Origin of the sequence: Pseudomonas sp. KK4 (assembly GCF_001984065.1) — a bacterium.
GTDB lineage: Bacteria > Pseudomonadota > Gammaproteobacteria > Pseudomonadales > Pseudomonadaceae > Aquipseudomonas.
Genome location: NZ_LYVP01000124.1, coordinates 1 through 15,090, shown reverse-complemented (window position 1 = coordinate 15,090; position 15,090 = coordinate 1). Strand labels below are relative to the sequence as shown.

The following is a 15,090-nucleotide window of genomic DNA, read 5'->3' as shown; positions in this document are numbered from 1 at the left end:
CATTCCAAATGTGGGAGCGGGCTTGCTCGCGAAGGCGCCGGCACGAACACTACAGGACTCGAAATCAGCCACATAAAAAAAGACCGCCCCAACCCGACGTTGCGGCGGCCCAAGGGTGACACTTCAACCGCGGCTCACCCTCAGTGGGCACCCGCCGCCTTGTTCAAATCACTCTCCGCCCATTCGGTATAAACACAGGCATCCGCCGTGGCCCAGCGCACCTGCACCGGGTCGCCCGCCTTGAGCGGCATGCCGGCGGCCGACAGCGCCTTGACGGTCATCGAGGTGCCGCCCGACGTCACCACGCTGCAGGTCTGGCTTTCACCCAGGAACAACACTTCCACCACCTTGGCCGAGACTTCGTTCCAACCGGCGGCCAGCGGTTGCTCGATGGCCTGCTGCACGCTCAAGGCCACAGCCTTTTCCGGGCGCACCATCAGCAGCACGTCCTGATCGGTTTGCAGGCCCGCTGTCAGGCGGATCGACAGCGCCTGACCTTCAAACAAAGCCACCGCATTGCCCTGAGCCTTGAGCTTGAGGAAGTTCGAGTTACCCAGGAACGAAGCGACAAAAGCATTCGGCGGGTTCTGGTACAGGTCGTAGCCGCTGCCCAGGCCGACGATCTTGCCGTGGCTGAAGATCGCGATGCGCTGGGACAGACGCATGGCTTCTTCCTGGTCGTGGGTCACGTAGACGATGGTGATGCCCAGGCGCCGATGCAGCTGACGCAGTTCATCCTGCAGGTCTTCGCGCAGTTTCTTGTCCAGCGCGCCGAGGGGTTCGTCCATCAGCAGGATGCGCGGTTCATAGACCAGCGCCCGGGCGATGGCCACGCGCTGTTGCTGGCCGCCGGACAGTTGCGAAGGGCGGCGATGGGCGAACGCTTCCAGTTGCACCAGCTTGAGCATCGCATCGACCCGGCGCTCGCGTTCGGCGCTGGCCAGTTTGCGGATCTGCAACGGGAAGGCGATGTTGTCGCGCACCGACAGGTGCGGGAACAGCGAGTAACGCTGGAACACCATGCCGATGTCGCGCTTGTGCGGCGGTACGTTGACCAGCGACTGACCGTCGACCAGGATCTCGCCGCTGCTCGGGGTTTCGAAGCCGGCGAGCATCGACAGGGTGGTGCTTTTGCCGGAGCCGCTGGAGCCGAGGAAGGTCAGGAACTCACCGTCCTTGATGTCCAGCGAGATGTCGTCCACGGCGGCAAAATCGCCGTAGTACTTGTTCAGGCCACGCAGGCTCACCAGGGGCTTGTCGTTTTGCTGCGCGGTATCTTTGATCACTGCACTCATGTCGTACTCCTGGCGCTCAGGCGCGGATTTCGTTGCGCCGGCGCAGGGCAGCGGCGATGACCATGACCAACACCGACAGGCCGATCAGCAGCGTCGAAGCGACGGCGATCACCGGTGTCAGGTCCTGGCGCAGGGTGGTCCACATTTTCACGGGAAGGGTTTGCAGGGTCGGGCTGGCCATCATCACGCTCAGCACCACTTCGTCCCAGGACACAAGGAAGGCGAAGAGGGCGCCGGCCACCATGCCCGGACGAATCGCCGGGAAGGTCACCTTGAACACCGCTTGCAGGCGTGAAGCGCCGCAGATCACCGCCGCGTCTTCGATCGACTGATCGAACAGCTTCAGCGAGTTGATGATCGAGATGATGGTGAACGGCAACGCGACGATCACGTGGCTGACCACGAACGCGAACAGGGTCCCGGTGTAGCCCAGCTTGAGGAACAGCGCGTACACCGCCACGGCGATGATCACCAGCGGCACGATCATCGGCAGGGTGAACAGGCCGTAGAGCATTTCCCGGCCGGGGAAGCGACCGCGTACCAACGCGAACGCGGTGGGCAGGCCCAGGGCCACGGCAAAGATCGTGGTCAGCACCGCAACCTTGAGGCTGGCCATGGCCGCGTTCATCCAATCGGCGTTGGAGAAGAACTGGCCGTACCATTTCAGCGTCCAGCCCGGTGGCGGGAACACCAGCCACTGCGATGAACCGAACGACAGCAGCACGATGAACACGATCGGCAACAGCAGGAACAGGCCGATCGTCCCGGTGGTGAAATACAGGCCGAAACGCATCCGGCGGCTCATGGCATTGGGGGTCAGGAGCATGACGGCTTACCTCGCGTTGCTGGCGCCAACCGGGGATTCCGGCTGGAGCTTCAGGTAGAAGTAGAACAACACCAGCGTAATGACGATCAGCAACGCGGCACCGGCGCTGGCCAGGCCCCAGTTGAGGAACGACTGCACCTGCTGAATGATGAACTCGGGCAGCATCATGTTTTGCGCACCACCGAGCAGCGCCGGGGTGACGTAGTAACCGAGCGACATCACGAACACCATCAGGCCACCGGAAAACAGCCCCGGCCGGCACAGCGGCAGGAACACCCGGAAGAAGTTGGTCCAGGGGCTGGCGCCGCAGATCGAGCCGGCCTGCAGGATCATCGGGTCGATGGCCTGCATGGTCGCCTGCAACGGCAGCACGATGAACGGGATCATGATGTAGCTCATGCCGATCACCACGCCGGTGAGGTTATGCACCATCTCCAGCGGTTGATCGATGATGCCCATGGCCATCAAGACCTTGTTGATCACCCCGGAGGCTTGCAGCAGCACCAGCCAGGAGTAGGTGCGGGCCAGCAGGCTGGTCCACATCGACAGCAGCACGATGTTCAGGATCCAGCGGCCCCAGCCCCGTGGCACCAGGGTGATCGCCCAGGCCAGCGGAAAGCCCAGCAGCAGGCTGAACAGGGTCACCAGGCCGGCCACCGAAAAGGTGTTGAGCAAGACCCGCGCATAGGCCGAGTTGGCGAACAACTGCTCGTAGTTGCCCAGGCCCGGCACCGGTTCCAGCACGCCGCGCAGCAACAGGCCGATCAGTGGGGCCAGGAAAAACAGGCCGAGGAACAGCAGAGCCGGGATCAGGTTGCCCGAACCGCGCCAGCGCTGGGCCAGGGTCGGGGATTGAGTCATCGCAGCGGCCTTGGCGGCAGCGCCCAAGGCACTGCCGACAGGCGTGGATGGACGGGTCGCGGTTACCGTCATTTTCATTTGACCAGCCATTCGTTCCACCGTGTCGCGATGGCCGGACCGTTCTTGGCCCAGTACGCGAAATCAAGAGTGATTTGGTCCTTTGCGTAAGCGGTCGGCAGGTTGGGCGCCAGCACCGAATCCAGGCGCGCCACGCTGTCGACGTTGACCGGGGCGTAGGCGGTCAGGTTGGAGAAGTCGGCCTGGCCTTTGGCGCTGCTGGCGTTGGCCAGGAACTTCATCGCCGCGTCCTTGTTCTTCGAGCCCTTGGGAATGACCAGGATGTCGGCCATCACCAGGTTCTGTTTCCAGCTTACGCCCACCGGCGCACCGTCTTCCTGAAGGGCGTGGATGCGACCGTTCCAGAACTGGCCCAGGCTGGCTTCACCGGAGGCCAACAACTGCTGCGACTGGGCGCCGCCGCCCCACCAGACGATGTCTTTCTTGATGGTGTCGAGTTTCTTGAAGGCGCGGTCCAGGTCCAGCGGGTAGAGCTTGTCGGCCGGTACGCCGTCGGCCAGCAGCGCCAGTTCGAGCACGCCGGGGCTTGGCCATTTGTAGAGGGCGCGTTTGCCGGGGTAGGTCTTGGTGTCGAACAGCGCGGTCCAGTCCTGAGGCTTGGCGGCGCCGAGCTTGCCCTCGTTGTAGCCAAGGACAAAGGAGAAGAAGAACGAGCCGACGCCGTGATCGGTGACAAAGCGCGGGTCGATCTTGTCGCGCTCGATGACTTTGAAGTCCAGGGGTTCGAGCAAGCCTTCGGAGGCGGCGCGCAAGGCAAAGTCGGCTTCGACGTCGACCACGTCCCACTGCACGTTGCCGCTCTCGACCATGGCCTTGAGCTTGCCGTAGTCGGTGGGGCCGTCCTGGACCACGGTGATGCCGCTGGCCTTGCTGAACGGATCGGCCCAGGCCTGCTTCTGCGCATCCTGGGTGCTGCCGCCCCAACTGACGAAGTTGACGCTCTCGGCGGCCATCAACGCCTGGCTGGTCATGCTCAGCAGTCCCGCAAACAGCATTGCGGATACACCTTTGTTCAACACCATGTTCACGCCCTCATTGTTGTGTTTATGAGCGGGGCTTTCACTGCCCGGCTATCGGGAGCTGTAGGTCCATCGAGTCGCGATGACTGTCCGGTCTATGGAATATCATATTATGGTATTCCAAACTTTGTGCAAGGGTTTTGCCGTACCGGCTATCTGCCAAATGCGTGTTTTGCTGTTCAGCAGATCCCTGTGGCGAGGGAGCTTGCTCCCGCTGGACTGCGCAGCAGTCCCTTTCTTTTCACGGGCAAGGGAGCCGCTTCGCAACCCGGCAGAAGCAAGCTCCCACCCCACAACAGCGTCTTTATGCGCCGGGCTATTAGCTAAACGGGATGCTCTCCACCACCTCCAGGTCATACCCGGTCAAGCCTGCATACTTCAGCGGTGGGCCCAGGTGGCGCAGTTTGCCCACGCCCAGGTTCTGCAAGATCTGCGCGCCGGTGCCCACCTCCGAATAAATCCGCGACTGCGAGCGGCTGAACTGCCGTGGCGTCTGGGTCAAATGCGGCACCCGTTCGAGCAGCGCCTGGGACGATTCATGGTTGGCCAGCACCACCACCACGCCGCGACCTTCCTCGGCCACCCGCTGCAACGCCGCCCACAGCGTCCAGTTGCTGGGGCCGCTGTATTCGGCGCCGACCAGATCGCGCAGCGGATCGATCACATGCACCCGCACCAGGGTCGCTTCATCGCGGCGCAATTCGCCCATGACCATGGCCATGTGGACACCGCCCTCAATGCGATCCTCAAAGGTGATCAGACGAAAGGTGCCATGCACGGTGGGCAGTTCACGTTCGCCGATGCGCTCGACCGTGTGCTCGGTGCTCAGGCGGTAGTGGATCAGGTCAGCGATGGTGCCGATCTTGATCCCGTGCCTGCGCGCAAACACCTCCAGATCCGGGCGGCGGGCCATGGTGCCGTCGTCGTTCATGACTTCGACGATCACCGACGCCGGGGTGAAACCGGCCAGGCGTGCCAGGTCGCAGCCGGCCTCGGTATGCCCGGCGCGGGTCAGTACGCCGCCTTCCCGGGCACGCAGGGGAAAGATGTGGCCCGGTTGCACGATATCGGCGGCGCTGGCGCCAGGGGCCACGGCGGCCGCGACGGTGCGGGCGCGGTCGGCGGCGGAAATGCCGGTGGTCACGCCGCTGGCGGCTTCGATGGACACGGTAAAGGCAGTGCTGAACACGCTGCCATTGCTCGGCACCATTTGTTCCAGGCCCAGGCGCTGGCAGTGTTCGTCGGTCAGGGTCAGGCAGATCAGGCCCCGGGCTTCCCGGGCCATGAAGCTGATGGCTTCGGCGCTGCAGCAGTCGGCGGCCAGCAGCAGATCGCCTTCGTTTTCCCGGTCCTCGTCGTCCACCAGCAGGACCATTTTGCCGAGGCGATAATCTGCGATGATTTCTTCGATACTGTTGAAAGGCATGCTGGAGTCTCAGGGCTGGTTAAGTCATATTATGGTATACCATGATACAAAATAAACCGCGAGGTCACTATGAAGGCGTACTGGATAGCTCACGTGAATGTCACCGACCCGGATCAATACAGCCAATACACCCAGCGCGCGCCCCAGGCGTTTGCCAAGTACGGCGGGCGGATGCTGGCCCGGGGCGGGCGCAGTGAAGGGCTCGAAGGCGGGCCGGCGGCGCAGCGCAACGTGGTGATCGAATTCGACTCGTACGAGCAGGCGCTGGCGTGTTATCGGTCGCCGGAATACCAGGAGGCGAAGAAGCACCGCGAAGGCGCGGGGGAGGCTGAGATCGTCATTGTCGAGGGCGTGGCACCGCTATAACCGACACCACTTCACCCTGTAGGAGCGAGCATGCTCGCGATGGACGTAAACGATAACGCGGGGTGCCAGACAACCCGTGTCGGCCATGTGTCCATCGCGAGCATGCTCGCTCCTACAGTGGGTATTGTGTGCACAGGGGTCAGCGGATGAAGTGAATCTTGCCGCTGTCGTCGTTGCCGATGTAGATGCCGTAGACCCCGGCCTGGCGTTCCTCGATGTAGCGCTCGAGGATCTGGCGGATCGCCGGGTAGTAAATGCTGTCCCAGGGAATGTCCTCGGGGGCGAAGAACTTGTAGTCGAGGGTTTCCGGGCCGAACTGGCCGGTGATCTCCAGGGCGATGGCGCGGAAGATGATGTACACCTCGCTGATCTTCGGCACGCTGAAGATCGAGTAGGGCGAGAGGATTTCCCCGCGCACGCCGCTCTCTTCCCAGACCTCGCGCAACGCCGCCTGCTCGGTGGTCTCGCCGGCTTCCATGAAGCCCGCCGGGAGGGTCCAGGTGCCCGGGCGCGGCGGGATCGCCCGTTGGCACAGCAGGTATTTGCCGTCCTGCTCGATGATGCAGCCGGCGATGATTTTCGGATTGACGTAGTGGATGTAGCCGCAGCCGCGGCACATCAGGCGCTCGTGCGTATCGCCCGGCGGCAGCTGTGACTTGAGGTCATTGCTGCCGCATTTCGGACAAAAGCTCGGGCTGAACATGATCAACGTCCTATGCGGGGTTCTTTCAGTGCGATGGGCTGGGTGATCTCGGGAATCGCCCCGGTTTCTTCCTGTTGGCGCTTGAGGTAGTCGAGGGCCACGGTGGCGGCGGCGCGCACGTGGTCGACGCAGGCCTGGTGGGCCACCAGCGGATCGCCGCCCTTGATCGCCTCGACCATGCGCTCCATTTCCTGGTTGCTGGCGCCACGACGGTTTTCCTGGGACACCGACGTCGCACGCAAGTAGCTGATGCGTGCCTGCAACTGGCGCAACTGAGTGGCCGCCACATGGTTGCCGGAGCCTTCGAGCAGCACGTCGTAGAAGCCCTGCACCGAATCGATGACGGTCTGCAGCTCGCCTTCCTTGAGCGCCTGGCGGTTGACCTCCAGGGCTTTTTCCAGTGCCTTGATGTCCTTGGCCTTGGCCCGCAGGGTGAACAGCTGGACGATCAGGCCTTCGAGCACGCAGCGCAGTTCGTAGATATCGACGGCATCGGCCAGGGTGATGATGGCGACGCGCGGGCCCTTGGCGTCGGCGAATTCCACCAGGCCTTCGGATTCCAGGTGGCGCAAGGCTTCGCGTACCGAAGTGCGACTCACGCCCAGGCGATCGCACAGGTCGCGTTCGACCAGACGATCTCCCGGCAGAAGCTGGAAGTTCATGATGGCGCTGCGCAGTTTATCCAGCACGATTTCGCGCAGGGTAACGGGGTTGCGATTGACCTTGAAGCTGTCGTCGAGTGGCAGGCGTTTCATGGGGTACGCTCTTTCGGTGGCTGTCCATGCCAGGCGGGCATCAAAACAGCCGAGGGTTAACTGGAGGCCTCGGCGTCGGCTTCGGCGAAGGCTTCACGGGCCAGCCGGAAGCTGTCCACGGCGGCGGGAACCCCGCAATAAATGCCGACCTGAAGCAGAATTTCGCGTATTTGCTCACGACTCAAGCCGTTACGCAAGGCGCCGCGCACATGCAGCTTGAGTTCGTGCGGGCGATTCAAGGCCGAGATCATCGCCAGGTTGATCATGCTGCGCTCCTTGAGCGACAAGCCCTCACGACCCCAGACATGGCCCCAGCAATACTCGGTGACCATCTCCTGCAAGGGGCGGGTGAAGTCGTCGGCGTTCTCGATGGAGCGCTGCACATAGGCTCGACCGAGCACCTGGGTGCGGATCTGCAAACCTTTTTCGTATTTTTCGTTGCTCATCATTCTTCCTCTCGACACAGGCCCCCCTGTGGGAGCGGGCTTGCTCGCGAAAGCGGATTGGCATTCAGCATTCATGTTGCCTGACACGACGCCTTCGCGAGCAAGCCCGCTCCCACATTTGGGATTGCGTGTAATCCGATCAGGCCAGGGTCGGCAGCGGCCCCAGCTTGCCCTTGTGATAAATCATCGGCGTCACCGGTTGCTCGGGCAGGATCAGGTTCTTCACTGCGCCGACGATGATCGCGTGGTCGCCGCCGTCGTATTCGCGCCACAGTTCGCACTCGATGATCGCCGTGGCCTTGGCCAGGATCGGGTTGCCCAGTTCGCTCAAGTGCCAGTCGATGCCCTTGGCTTTGTCCTTGCCCTTGCCGGCGAAGGCATAGGCTTCGGCGGTCTGGTCGGCGGACAGCAGGTGGATCGCGAACTGCTTGCTGTCGCGCAGCACCGGGTAGGTGTCGGAGCCATAGTTGGGGCAGAACAGCACCAGGGCCGGGTCGATCGACAGCGCACTGAAGGCGCTGGCGGTGATGCCGACGATGCCGCCGTCCGGGTCCAGGGTGGTGACCACCGTGACGCCGGACGGAAACGAGCTCATGACGTCTTTGTAAATGCCGGGTTCGATCATTTCGTAAAACTCCTAGCGCATCACAAACGGATCAGGCATGGGCGCCTGGGAGAGGTTGATCCACACCGTTTTCAGCTCGGTGTAGGCCAGCACCGAATCGATGCCGCTTTCGCGTCCATAGCCACTGTTCTTGAAGCCGCCGATCGGCGCCATGGCCGACACCGCGCGGTAGGTGTTGACCCAGATGATCCCCGAACGCACGTCCCGGGCCAGGCGATGGGCGCGGCCCAGGTCGCGGGTCCAGATGCCGGCGGCGAGGCCGAACTGCGAGTCGTTGGCGATGGCCAGCGCTTCGGCTTCGTCCTTGAAACGGATGACCGATGCCACGGGGCCGAACACTTCTTCCTGCATGATTTTCATCGAATTGCGGTCGCACTCGAACAGCGTCGGTTCATAGAACCAGCCGTCACCGAGATCGGCCGGGCGCTTGCCACCCAGGCGCAGGCGCGCCCCTTCGGCAATCGCGTCGGCGACCAAACCTTCAACCACCGCCAACTGCTGCGCGGTGGCCATCGGGCCCATTTCACTGTTGTCTTCCTGCGGATTGCCGATGCGAATGCACTTGGCGCGTTCGACCAGGCGCTCGACGAACTCGTCGTAGATTTCGTCCTGAACCAGCAGCCGCGAACCGGACACGCAACTTTGCCCGGAAGCGGCGTAGATCCCGGCGATGGCACCGTTGATCGCGCTGTCCAGATCAGCGTCGGCGAAGATGATGTTCGGTGATTTGCCGCCCAGTTCCAGGGACAACTTGGCAAAGTTCTCGGCACTGCTGCGCACCACATGTCGCGCCGTGGCCGCACCGCCGGTGAAGGCAATCTTGCGCACCAGCGGGTGGCGGGTGAGGGCGGCGCCGGTGCTCGGGCCGTAACCGGTGACGACGTTGACCACCCCCGGCGGAATGCCGGCTTCAAGCGCCAGGCGCGCCAGTTCGAGAATGGTCGCCGAAGCGTGCTCGGACGGCTTGATCACGATGGTGTTGCCCGCCGCCAACGCGGGGGCCAGTTTGATCGCGGTCAGGTACAGCGGGCTGTTCCACGGAATGATCGCCGCGACCACGCCCATGGCTTCGTGCACGGTGTAGGCGAACAGGTCGGGCTTGTCGAGGGGCAGGGTGCCGCCTTCGAGCTTGTCGGCCAGGCCCGCGGTGTAGTGGAAGAACTCCGGCAGATAGCCGACCTGGCCACGGGTTTCGCGGATCAGCTTGCCGTTGTCGCGGCTTTCCAGCTGCGCCAGTTGTTCCTTGTTTTCGGCGATCAGGTCGCCCAGGCGTCGCAGCAGTTTGCCGCGTGCGGTGGCGGTCAAGCCGCGCCAGGCCGGGCTGTCGAAGGCGGTCTGCGCAGCCTGCACGGCGCGCTCGACATCGGCTTCGTCGGCATCGGGCAGTTCGGCCCAGGCCTGGGCCAGGGCCGGGTTGAGGCTTTCGAAGGTCTTGCCCGAGAGGGCATCGACCCATTCACCGCCGATGCACATCTGGAAGCGTGCGAGTGTCATGCAACGTTCCCCTTTATTTGATTTTGTCGGGAGTGCGCCCGGTCGAGAAACTCCAGCAACAGCTGGTTGACCAGGCGCGGCGATTCTACGGGCATCATATGCCGCTGCTCGGCAAGCACCGCAACCGTCGCGCCGGGAATGCGCCGGGCCAGTTGCTCGGCCATGTCCGGTGTCGACCCGGGGTCCAGTTCGCCGGTGGCCACCAGGGTCGGCACCTGGATGTCGGCCAGGTCGTCGGCGCGGTACATGTCCTGGGTGGCGAACAGTTCATAGGTGGTCAGGTAACCCTGCGGATCGTTCTGCGCCAGGGTCTGGCGCAGCGCGGCGATCTGCGCCGGGTTGGCCGCCTGGTATTCGCGGCTGAACCAGCGCGACAGCGCCGCTTCGGCATTGGCATCCGGCCCGTGCTCCGCCGCCTGCGCCGTGCGGGCAATGACGCCAGCGCGCTGCTCGGCGCTGCGATTGAACACGCTGTTGAGCACCACCAGGCTTTGCAGGCGTTGCGGGTAATGCAGGGCGAACGCCCGCGCTACCAGCCCGCCCATGGAGAAACCGATGACCGCCGCCTTGGGCAATTGCAGGTGATCGAGCAACTCCAGCAACTGATCGGCGTAACCGAGCAGGGGCGTGCCGCTTTCCGGACGCGGGCTGGCGCCATGACCGAGCATGTCGTAAGCGATCACGCGGTACTGGGTGCTCAGGCCAACGATCTGGCCGCCCCACATTTCTTTATTCAGGCCCACGCCGTGGATCAAGACCACGGGCTGGCCTTGGCCGGTCGCCAGGTAACTGGTGCCAGCCGGGGTGCGTTCAGCGGTGAGCCGAATCATGGAGCGCTCCTGCATGCCTTCTTGTTGGAGTGACCGACCGTATTACTGGGCGTTTTCGGCGGCCAGTTCTTCGAGGTCGATGTAACGGTTGCCGATGCGAGGGTGCAGGCGGCCGCCATCGGCGCAACCCAGGACCACGACGATTTCGTCGGCGCGCGGCGCGTCTTCGATCTGCATTTCCAGGGTGATGTAGTGCGAGCGCAGGCCCTCGTCGTCCTTGTGCATCATCGGGATCTGGATCGAGGTGCCCGGGCCGCCTCGCTTGTTGGTGAAGCTCAGGTAGCTCTTGGCCTTGACCGCTTCGCGGTAGTGGTTGCCGAAGCGCAGGGTGTGGATCACCGCCGACGCGTGCTCGATCTCGCCATCGGCACCGACCACGGCCGCCTTGCCATAGGCTACGATTTTCTCGGCGCCGCCGATGATGCCCACCAGGCGCTCGACCATCAGCGCACCGAGGTCGGAGCAGTTGGCGCGGATCTGCGGTTTGAGGTCTTCGACAAAGCCGTTGCCCAGCCAAGGGTTCTTCATCACCACCGCCAGCCCGACCATGGTCACGGGTTTATCGGTGGCCTTGCCGCCTTCGATGAAGGTTTCTTCGACATAGCTGACGATCTTGCGGATTTCGAAACTCATGGGCTGCTCCGTAGGGGGTAAAAAGGTGTCTGTGCGTCTGATGGTATACCATAATATCGGTTGTGCAAGAGGCGTGATCGAGATTCTGCTGGCGGGGCGATGAAACGCGTCATTGCCAAACCTGTGGCGAGGGAGCTTGCCTGTGGTCAGAGAGATTGCCTGTGGCGAGGGAGCTTGCTCCCGTCGGGCGCGCAGCGCCCCCCAGAAAAGAAGGCCTGCTACGCAGTCCAGCGGGAGCAAGCTCCCTCGCCACAAACAATCTCCCTGACCACAGGTAATCCCTGGCCACAGATAATCTTCCTGGCCACATGCAATCTCTCTGACCACAGGCAATCTCCCTGGCCACAGGCAATCTCTCTGGCAACCATCAATCTCCCTGCCACGGGTAAAGTGGTAGTGAGTGCTTTTGTCCGTTACGCGACATCCATTGGCTTACTAGCGTTAGCCGGCAACCGGTAGTCGCGCTAGAGTCAGGATCACACTCCTGGCCAACCCGGACGCCCTCGATGACCCGCCCACGTTTCCTCCCCGACAACTTCACCCTGACCCTGGTCGCCGTGGTGCTTCTGGCCAGCTTTCTGCCCGCCAGCGGCCAGGTGGCGGTGGGTTTTGGCTGGTTGACCAACATCGCCATCGCGCTGCTGTTTTTCCTGCACGGCGCCAAGCTGTCGCGGGAATCGATCATTGCCGGCGCCGGTCACTGGCGCCTGCATCTGTTGGTGTTCGGCCTGACTTTCGTGCTGTTCCCGTTGCTGGGGCTGGCGCTCAAGCCCGTGTTGTCGCCGTTGATCGGCGCCGACCTGTACATGGGCATGCTCTACCTCTGCGCCTTGCCGGCCACGGTGCAGTCGGCGATTGCCTTCACTTCCCTGGCCCGGGGCAATATTCCGGCGGCGATTTGCAGCGCGGCGGCGTCGAGCCTGTTCGGCATCTTCCTCACGCCACTGCTGGTGACCCTGCTGCTCAACGTCCACGGTGACGGCGGCTCGACCGTCGATGCGATCCTCAAGATCAGCGTGCAACTGTTGCTGCCGTTCATCGCCGGGCAGATCGCCCGGCGCTGGATCGGCGATTGGGTGGGGCGCAACAAGAGCTGGCTGAAGTTCGTCGATCAGGGGTCGATTCTGCTGGTGGTGTACGGCGCGTTCAGTGAGGCGGTCAACGAGGGCATCTGGCAGCAGATTCCGCTGCGTGATCTGGCGGGGCTGGTGGTGGCCTGCTGCGTGGTACTGGGGCTGGTGCTGGTGGCCGCCACCGTGCTGGGCAAAGCCTTCGGTTTCAGCATGGAAGACCGCATCACCATCCTGTTCTGCGGTTCCAAGAAAAGCCTGGCCACCGGTGTACCGATGGCCCAGGTATTGTTCGCCGGCAGCACCATCGGCGTGCTAATACTGCCGTTGATGCTGTTCCATCAGATTCAACTGATGGTCTGCGCGGTGCTGGCCCAGCGTTATGCCAAGCGCCAGGAATCGGTGGCGGAACTGATGGGCCACGTCGATCCCTGATTCAGAGGGCACGGCCCCTTGTGGGAGCGGGCTTGCTCGCGAAAGCGGTGTGTCATCCAACCTATTTATCGACTGACACACTGCTTTCGCGAGCAAGCCCGCTCCCACCGTTTTGGTTTGCGCAGGGCCCTCAGTAAACCTGCGGCACGATGATTTGCGGTGGCGTCGGGCTGCGCGAGTAGTCTTCCTGGCGCACACGCTCTGGCAGTTCGATCACCGGGAGCTGCACTTCCTCGTAGGGCATCTGCCCGAGCAGGTGATGGATGCAGTTGAGCCGGGCCTTCTTCTTGTCGTCGGCCTGCACCACCCACCATGGCGCTTCGGCGATGTGGGTGCGTTCGAGCATGATTTCCTTGGCCTTGGTATAGGCCTCCCAACGTCGGCGGGATTCCAGGTCCATGGGGCTGAGTTTCCATTGCTTGAGCGGGTCATGGATGCGGCTGAGAAAGCGCAGGTGCTGCTCCTGATCGGAGATTGAAAACCAATACTTGATGAGCTGGATACCGGAACGGGCCAGCATCCGCTCGAACTCTGGCACGGTGCGAAAGAACTCTTCGTACTGGTCTTCATTGCAAAAGCCCATCACTTGCTCGACGCCGGCGCGGTTGTACCAACTGCGGTCAAACAGCACGATTTCACCGGCGGCCGGCAGGTGCGAGACGTAGCGCTGGAAATACCATTGGGTGCGTTCGCGATCGTTCGGCGCGGGCAGGGCGGCGACCCGGCACACCCGTGGGTTGAGCCGCTGGGTAATGCGCTTGATCACCCCACCTTTGCCAGCCGCATCGCGACCTTCAAACAGGATCACCACCTTGTGTCCGGTTTTCACCACCCAGCTCTGCAACTTCACCAGTTCGCCCTGCAGGCGGAACAGTTCGCTGAAGTAGCGGCGGCGTTCCTGGCGTTCCGGGCTTTCGCCCAAATGCTCGTCGAACAGCCCTTCGAGGTCGTGATCGTCCTCCAGCAGCTCCAGTTCCAGCTCTTCGTCGCTATGGTCGAGCAGCTCGCGGTGAATGCGTTGCATCAGGGTGTCGTTGGTCAACAGCATGGTCAGAACTCCCGACGAAGTTGGAAGCGACCATGCTAGGCCGCAGCCTGTGACGGCGTGGTGACGGATAGATGATGGCGAAATTCATTGGCCTGTCATCGGGCTGTCACCGGGGGCATGGCAGGATCGTCGCAAACCGCCTCGAGCCACTGCCAGGAACCCAACCATGAAAGGTGAAGCCCCACTGTTCGCGGCCGTTGACCTGGGCTCCAACGCGTTTCGCCTGATGATCGGCCAGTCGGTCAAGCGCAACCGCGAGTTCACCATCCAGGAAGTCAAAACCTTGCGTGAACCCGTGCGTCTGGCCGAGGGGTTTAAGGGTGGGGCACTGGATGAACTGGCGCTGGATCGGGGTTGGCAAGCGTTGGCGCGCTTTGGCAAAAAGCTGCGCGGCTTTGAAGCGGGACGGGTGAGGGCGGTGGCCACCAGCGCGGTGCGCGAGGCAGACAATGCGCAGCTGTTCCTGGCCAGCGCGGAACGCCATCTGGGGTTTCCCATTGATGTGATCTGCGGTCATGAAGAAGCCCGACTGGTCTATGCCGGGGTCGCCCATACGCTTCCATGCGCGCAGAACCTGCGCCTGGTGGTGGATATCGGTGGCGGTTCGACCGAGTTGATCCTGGGGCGCGGCACCCAGCCGCTGGTCACTGAAAGCATTGCCATCGGCAGCGGCACCCTGGGCGCACGCTATTTTGCCGACGGACGCATCACCGCCGAGGCGCTGCTGGAGGCTGAATGGGTCGCCACGCTGGAGTTCGACAGGGTGGCCCGCCATTACCGGTCCCAAGGTTGGCAGCAGACCATCGGCTCTTCCGGCACCGCGCGCATGCTGGCGAAAATCCTCAGTGCCAATGGCCTCAATGATCCGGGTGAAAGCGGTATCACCTACGGCGGGTTGCTGCGCCTGTCATTGCTGCTGCTCAAAGCCGGACAGGTCAAAAAGCTGCGGCTCGCCGGCCTGCAACCCCATCGCCTGAGCATCTTGCCCGGCGGCCTGGTGCTGATGCTGGCAGCGTTCAAGGTGTTCGGCATCACCCACATGACGCCCTCGGAGCCGGGGCTGCGCTTTGGCGTGTTGCATGGGTTGATGTCCCGGCACTGATTGCAGCCCTATGCAAAACCCCTGTGGGAGCGGGCTTGCTCGCGAAAGCGGCAGTTCATTCAACATTGATGTCGCCTG

The 15,090-nt window shown here is 62.9% G+C and carries 16 protein-coding genes; 3 read left to right on the top strand and 13 right to left on the bottom strand.

Features of this window, described 5'->3' with window-relative positions:
• Nucleotides 1-140: 140 nt before the first annotated feature.
• The 5 genes from B0W55_RS25340 to ribBA form a co-directional block, all read right to left on the bottom strand.
• Complete coding sequence (locus B0W55_RS25340; RefSeq protein WP_077048651.1) at nucleotides 141-1,295, bottom strand: ABC transporter ATP-binding protein; 1,155 nt, start codon at nucleotides 1,293-1,295, stop codon at nucleotides 141-143.
• A 16-nt stretch (nucleotides 1,296-1,311) separates the two neighbouring features.
• Nucleotides 1,312-2,121 (bottom strand): ABC transporter permease, encoded by an 810-nt coding sequence (locus B0W55_RS25335; RefSeq protein WP_077048650.1) that lies wholly within the window; start codon nucleotides 2,119-2,121, stop codon nucleotides 1,312-1,314.
• Between the two features lie 6 nt (nucleotides 2,122-2,127).
• Nucleotides 2,128-3,060, bottom strand: a complete 933-nt coding sequence (locus tag B0W55_RS25330) for an ABC transporter permease (protein ID WP_077048649.1) — start codon at nucleotides 3,058-3,060, stop codon at nucleotides 2,128-2,130.
• Nucleotides 3,057-4,082 carry an ABC transporter substrate-binding protein gene (locus tag B0W55_RS25325; protein WP_077048648.1) on the bottom strand — a complete coding sequence of 342 codons (1,026 nt, stop codon included), beginning with the start codon at nucleotides 4,080-4,082 and terminating at the stop codon, nucleotides 3,057-3,059. Before B0W55_RS25325 ends, B0W55_RS25330 begins: the two co-directional genes overlap by 4 nt.
• Nucleotides 4,083-4,398: 316 nt before the next feature.
• Entirely contained in the window at nucleotides 4,399-5,505 is a 1,107-nt protein-coding gene (gene ribBA, locus B0W55_RS25320) for a bifunctional 3,4-dihydroxy-2-butanone-4-phosphate synthase/GTP cyclohydrolase II (RefSeq protein WP_077048647.1), read from the bottom strand.
• A 69-nt stretch (nucleotides 5,506-5,574) separates the two neighbouring features.
• Between ribBA and B0W55_RS25315 the strand changes: the two genes are divergently transcribed.
• A complete protein-coding gene (locus B0W55_RS25315) occupies nucleotides 5,575-5,871 on the top strand; it encodes a DUF1330 domain-containing protein (RefSeq protein WP_077048646.1) in 297 nt (98 codons plus the stop codon).
• A gap of 139 nt (nucleotides 5,872-6,010) precedes the next feature.
• On the opposite strand, the gene B0W55_RS25310 is transcribed toward B0W55_RS25315, so the two are convergent.
• The 7 genes from B0W55_RS25310 to B0W55_RS25280 all read right to left on the bottom strand — a co-directional run bounded on the left by B0W55_RS25310 (nucleotide 6,011) and on the right by B0W55_RS25280 (nucleotide 11,357).
• Complete coding sequence (locus tag B0W55_RS25310; RefSeq protein ID WP_077048645.1) at nucleotides 6,011-6,574, bottom strand: NUDIX hydrolase; 564 nt, start codon at nucleotides 6,572-6,574, stop codon at nucleotides 6,011-6,013.
• A gap of 2 nt (nucleotides 6,575-6,576) precedes the next feature.
• The gene (locus B0W55_RS25305) at nucleotides 6,577-7,329 is read right to left on the bottom strand and encodes a GntR family transcriptional regulator (RefSeq protein ID WP_077048644.1); all 753 of its coding nucleotides are present in this window, start codon (nucleotides 7,327-7,329) and stop codon (nucleotides 6,577-6,579) included.
• Nucleotides 7,330-7,385: 56 nt separating this feature from the next.
• A complete protein-coding gene (locus B0W55_RS25300) occupies nucleotides 7,386-7,775 on the bottom strand; it encodes a carboxymuconolactone decarboxylase family protein (protein ID WP_077048643.1) in 390 nt (129 codons plus the stop codon).
• A 139-nt stretch (nucleotides 7,776-7,914) separates the two neighbouring features.
• Nucleotides 7,915-8,400, bottom strand: coding sequence for a flavin reductase family protein (locus B0W55_RS25295; RefSeq protein ID WP_077048642.1), 486 nt, complete (start codon nucleotides 8,398-8,400; stop codon nucleotides 7,915-7,917).
• Nucleotides 8,401-8,412: 12 nt separating this feature from the next.
• Nucleotides 8,413-9,894 (bottom strand): aldehyde dehydrogenase, encoded by a 1,482-nt coding sequence (locus tag B0W55_RS25290; protein WP_077048641.1) that lies wholly within the window; start codon nucleotides 9,892-9,894, stop codon nucleotides 8,413-8,415.
• Nucleotides 9,891-10,724: an alpha/beta fold hydrolase gene (locus B0W55_RS25285; protein ID WP_077048640.1), complete on the bottom strand. Its 834-nt coding sequence runs from the start codon at nucleotides 10,722-10,724 to the stop codon at nucleotides 9,891-9,893. Before B0W55_RS25285 ends, B0W55_RS25290 begins: the two co-directional genes overlap by 4 nt.
• Nucleotides 10,725-10,766: 42 nt before the next feature.
• Entirely contained in the window at nucleotides 10,767-11,357 is a 591-nt protein-coding gene (locus tag B0W55_RS25280; RefSeq protein WP_077048639.1) for an amino acid synthesis family protein, read from the bottom strand.
• A gap of 506 nt (nucleotides 11,358-11,863) precedes the next feature.
• Between B0W55_RS25280 and B0W55_RS25275 the strand changes: the two genes are divergently transcribed.
• The gene (locus B0W55_RS25275) at nucleotides 11,864-12,862 is read left to right on the top strand and encodes a bile acid:sodium symporter family protein (RefSeq protein ID WP_077048638.1); all 999 of its coding nucleotides are present in this window, start codon (nucleotides 11,864-11,866) and stop codon (nucleotides 12,860-12,862) included.
• Between the two features lie 130 nt (nucleotides 12,863-12,992).
• Here B0W55_RS25275 and ppk2 read toward each other — a convergent pair whose 3' ends face one another.
• Nucleotides 12,993-13,910 carry a polyphosphate kinase 2 gene (gene ppk2 / locus B0W55_RS25270; protein ID WP_077048637.1) on the bottom strand — a complete coding sequence of 306 codons (918 nt, stop codon included), beginning with the start codon at nucleotides 13,908-13,910 and terminating at the stop codon, nucleotides 12,993-12,995.
• A gap of 166 nt (nucleotides 13,911-14,076) precedes the next feature.
• Between ppk2 and B0W55_RS25265 the strand changes: the two genes are divergently transcribed.
• Nucleotides 14,077-15,012, top strand: coding sequence for a Ppx/GppA family phosphatase (locus B0W55_RS25265; protein WP_077048636.1), 936 nt, complete (start codon nucleotides 14,077-14,079; stop codon nucleotides 15,010-15,012).
• Nucleotides 15,013-15,090: the final 78 nt, after the last annotated feature.